The organism is uncultured Cetobacterium sp., from assembly GCF_947038635.1.
In the GTDB taxonomy this organism is placed as follows: domain Bacteria; phylum Fusobacteriota; class Fusobacteriia; order Fusobacteriales; family Fusobacteriaceae; genus Cetobacterium_A.
The window spans coordinates 1-4,083 of the sequence record NZ_CAMQXC010000159.1 but is presented as its reverse complement, the minus strand read 5'-3'; the positions used below and the strand labels follow the sequence as shown (position 1 = coordinate 4,083).

General features: G+C 28.4%; 4 protein-coding genes and 1 pseudogene. 3 read left to right on the top strand and 2 right to left on the bottom strand.

From position 1 onward, the window contains the following. Positions 1-120: 120 nt before the first annotated feature. A complete protein-coding gene (locus tag Q0V08_RS10960) occupies positions 121-885 on the top strand; it encodes an exodeoxyribonuclease III (RefSeq protein ID WP_297434716.1) in 765 nt (254 codons plus the stop codon). Positions 886-898: 13 nt separating this feature from the next. Here the strand turns inward: Q0V08_RS10960 and Q0V08_RS10955 are convergent, their stop codons facing one another. Together Q0V08_RS10955 and Q0V08_RS10950 are read right to left on the bottom strand one after the other, a co-directional pair. Further along, positions 899-2,170, bottom strand: coding sequence for an APC family permease (locus tag Q0V08_RS10955; protein WP_297434714.1), 1,272 nt, complete (start codon positions 2,168-2,170; stop codon positions 899-901). A 2-nt stretch (positions 2,171-2,172) separates the two neighbouring features. Continuing rightward, positions 2,173-2,904: a gamma-glutamyl-gamma-aminobutyrate hydrolase family protein gene (locus Q0V08_RS10950; protein WP_297434712.1), complete on the bottom strand. Its 732-nt coding sequence runs from the start codon at positions 2,902-2,904 to the stop codon at positions 2,173-2,175. 135 nt (positions 2,905-3,039) lie between these two features. Here Q0V08_RS10950 and Q0V08_RS10945 point away from each other — a divergent pair, with 135 nt between their 5' ends. Both Q0V08_RS10945 and Q0V08_RS10940 read left to right on the top strand, forming a co-directional pair. Beyond that, positions 3,040-3,453, top strand: coding sequence for an Hsp20/alpha crystallin family protein (locus tag Q0V08_RS10945; RefSeq protein WP_297434710.1), 414 nt, complete (start codon positions 3,040-3,042; stop codon positions 3,451-3,453). 64 nt (positions 3,454-3,517) lie between these two features. Then, positions 3,518-4,083 (top strand): annotated as a pseudogene (locus Q0V08_RS10940) (hypothetical protein); the annotation flags it as partial.

The window sequence follows — 4,083 nt, the reverse complement described above, 5'->3', positions numbered from 1 at the left end:
CATAATTATAGTATCATAAAATATTATTTATGTCAACAAACTTTTTTATTTTTTTTTATTTTTTATTTTATGATATAATCACTAGTAGATAATTTTGAACTAATTATATGGAGGTTATATATGAAAAAATTAATTTCTTGGAATGTTAATGGATTTAGAGCTGTTCTTCAAAAAAATTTTTTAGAATACTTTAATTCAGTTGATGCAGATGTTTTTTGTTTACAAGAGATAAAACTTCAAGAGGGACAAGTTGATTTTAATCCAAAAGGATACAACTGCTATTGGAATTACGCTGAAAAAAAGGGGTATTCAGGAACTGCCATATTTACAAAAGAAAATCCAGTATCTGTATCATATGATATTGGTATAGATCATCACGATAAAGAGGGAAGAGTTATTACATTAGAATTTAAAGATTACTATTTAGTAAATGTTTATACTCCTAACTCACAAACTGAATTAGCTAGATTAGAGTATAGAATGACTTGGGAAGATGATTTTAGAAACTACCTTTTAAATTTGGACTCAAAAAAACCTGTGATTCTTTGTGGAGATTTAAATGTTGCGCACACTGAAATTGATTTAAAAAATCCAAAATCAAATAAAACAAATGCTGGATTTACTATCGAAGAAAGAAATAAATTTAGCGAGCTTCTTGAAAGTGGATTTGTAGATAGTTTTAGATATTTACATCCAGATGTTATTGAAAAATACTCTTGGTGGTCATATAGATTTAGTGCTAGAAAAAATAATGCCGGATGGAGAATTGATTATTTTGTAGTTTCTAATAAAATAAAGGATAAAATTGTTGAAGCTAATATTCATAATGATATTATGGGATCTGATCATTGTCCTGTAGAACTTATAATGAAAGAGCTCTCTTAATTGAGAGCTCTTTTTATTTTGAATATTTTTTCATAAAGAAATAGATTGGTACTCCTAAAACAAGTCCTCCCAACCCTATTAAAATTTTTTCTAAATCTGAATTATAAACTAACCAACAGCTAACTATAATAGCAAAAATTGGAATTGTTGGACCAAAAGGAACTCTAAAAGTTCTAACTAAGTCAGGTCTTTTCTTTCTCAATACTGGAATTGCTAAACAAGTTGGTAAATATTGAACAAATCTTGAGATTACACTAATTGCGGCTAATTTTACAAAACTTCCAGATAAAGCTATTAAAAGAGCTAAAATAACAGTTATCACTATTGCCACAGTTGGTGTTCCATATCTACCATTTTTAGCTATAACTCTTGGTAAAATGCCATCCTCTGCCAAAGCAACACCACATCTAGGAGTAACAAAAGATGCCGCTATATTTATTCCACCTATAGATACTAGAGTTCCTGCCGTTATCAATAAAGAACCTGCTTCTCCCATAAAACTTCCTGCAGCTTGAGCTATCGGAGTTAAGCTAGTTGATAAATTTTTCCCTAAAACTCCTATTGATACCACAAGTATCAGTATATAAAAAATTGATACTATAAGCATTACACTTATTGTAGCTACCGGTAAATCTTTTTCTGGATTACTCATATCCTCTGCTGCCACTGCAATAGATTCAAAACCAGTAAAAGCATAAAACATCAATAAAGCTGCTGGAGCAAAATTTATCTCAGTTGTAGAACTAAAAATACTAATTGGTTGAAAGTTAGCCCCTTTTATAAAAAAGATACCTATAGCTATAAATATAATTAATGGTATTAATTTTCCCAATGTTATTATATTATTTAACATTTTAGATATCTTAACACCAAAAATATTTACTATTCCTAAACTACATATTAAAATTGTTATAATTATATCTTTAGTCAACGTATCCTTAGCTGGTTCCCATACTTCTCCTAAGGCTTGGACAAATCCAGCTGCCATTGCAGCCCATGCTATTATAGCAATCGCCCACTTCATAAATCCTACTTCAAACCCTACAAACTCTCCAAAAGCCTCTTTAGCATAGATATATGGTCCACCATTCCTCTTAAACATTCCTCCAGCCTCAGCAAAGCATAAAGCAATACTTAGCACCAATACCATATCAAACAAAATGACAAATATACTTCCAGTTCCGACTAAGCTATATGCTTTATTTGGCAATAGAAATATACCAGAACCTATTATCGAATTAATTCCTAATAAAACAATACTCCAAAATCCAAGTTTATTTTTCATAATTACTCCTTATTTGAAATACTAATAAAGTAATTAAATAACCGCTGCATTAAACTGTTTGTTTTACTTAGCATTTCAGGATGCCACTGAATAGCTAATATATTTTTTTCCCTCATTTCTATACCTTCAACAACTCCATCTTTAGAAAATGCTGTAACTTTCATTCCTGGAGCTACATCTTTAATTGCCATATGATGAAAACTATTAACTAAAATTTTATCTTTTTTTAATATTTCATACAATAACGACTCTTTTTCTATTTCAACTGTATGTGTTTCTAAATCTGGCTTTACTTTTTGATTATGTCTAATATCACTATCTTTTTTCAAGGATAAATCCTGATATAAAGTTCCTCCAAAATATACATTCAAAATCTGTTCTCCTCTACAAATTCCAAATATTGGCTTTTCCTCTTCTAACATATTTTCAATTAAAAGAAATTCAAATCTATCTCTTTTTGGAAAAATTTCTCCTAGTTCTTTTTTAGGTTCCTCTTCCCATAATAATGGATTAACATCATGTCCTCCAGATAATATTAAGCAATCTATATTTTTTGTATACTCTTTTATTAAATCTTCATCATCAGTTACTGGTATTATGTACGGAACACCTCCAGCTCTAATAACAGATTCTATATAATCATTATTTACATATGCCCTTTCATATCCTGGAAAATTTCCATTGTTATCAATAATAATACTTCCTGAAATTCCAATTATTGGTTTTAATTTCATCTCATCATCTCCTTTCTTTTATTTTTCATTTTTACTTTTTTATTTCCTTTTAAATTTAAAAGGAATCTTATTTTTTTTTAGTAAATGTAAATACAAACTATAAATTTCTTTATATTTTTAAAGGAGGTTTTTATTATGAGTTTAATAAAAAAAACTGATTGGTTTTCTAATTTTTTATCCGATCCTTTTGATGAGGATAAGCTACAAAATCCTTTTAAAAAATCTTTTCCTGCAGTTAATATTTCAGAAAATGAAAAAGAATATCTTATTGATGTTTGTGTCCCAGGAATAAAAAAGGAGGATTTAAAACTAAATATTAGTGAAGGCATTCTTACTCTTTCATATAAAACTGAAGAAAATAAGGAAGAAAAAAATAAAACTTATTTTAAAAAAGAGTTTTCAGCTAATTCTTTTGAAAGAAAAATGACTTTACCTAAAAATTGTTTAGAGAATGAAATAAAAGCATCTTTTAATGATGGAATTCTCAATATAACTATTCCTAAAGATGAAACAAAAAAACCAGAAACAACTTCTATTCCAATTGATTAAATACAAACTAAAACAGGTGGTGTTAATTAACATTGCCTGTTTTTATTAACAGGGGGTAATGTTTATGTTTCATAGTTCTTACGATAAAAATAAATTCCTTATAACTGTTGAAGGTATGAGTGCTAATATGCTTTCTCTAGGAATACAGGGGTTTGCTCTTACTGCACTAGCTTTATATTTTAAATGTGAACCATTCTGGATATCTGTTATTACAACTCTACCTTTAGGCCTACAACTATTACAAATTTTTTTAGGAACATATTATAAACTTTTTAAAACAAAAAAAAGGGCTTTATTATTTAGTGCTGCTGCTGCTAGAATTCCAATGTGTTTTTTATTTTTTATTGTTCTTTTTGATAAAATAGATTACAGGCTTCTTGTTGGTATTGTTTTTATTTATTCTGTTTTTTCAGCTTTCGTAAGTGGAATATGGACGAGCTCTGTTGGAGATATTATAAAAAAAGAGGATCGAGGTACTTTTTTTTCTAGAAGATTTACTTTAATCTCTATGTCTACAGTTGTTTTTTCGTATATAGTTTCAAAGGCATTAAACTATACTCCTGGAAAAACAAGTATTTTAGTATTAACTTTTATAATAGCTATAGCCGCTATCACAACATTAATACTACT

Coding starts and splice junctions, on each gene's coding strand:
- Q0V08_RS10960 (WP_297434716.1), top strand. CDS start 121: ATGAAAAAATTAATTTCTTGGAATGTTAATGGATTTAGAGCTGTTCTT.
- Q0V08_RS10955 (WP_297434714.1), bottom strand. CDS start 2,170: ATGAAAAATAAACTTGGATTTTGGAGTATTGTTTTATTAGGAATTAAT.
- Q0V08_RS10950 (WP_297434712.1), bottom strand. CDS start 2,904: ATGAAATTAAAACCAATAATTGGAATTTCAGGAAGTATTATTATTGAT.
- Q0V08_RS10945 (WP_297434710.1), top strand. CDS start 3,040: ATGAGTTTAATAAAAAAAACTGATTGGTTTTCTAATTTTTTATCCGAT.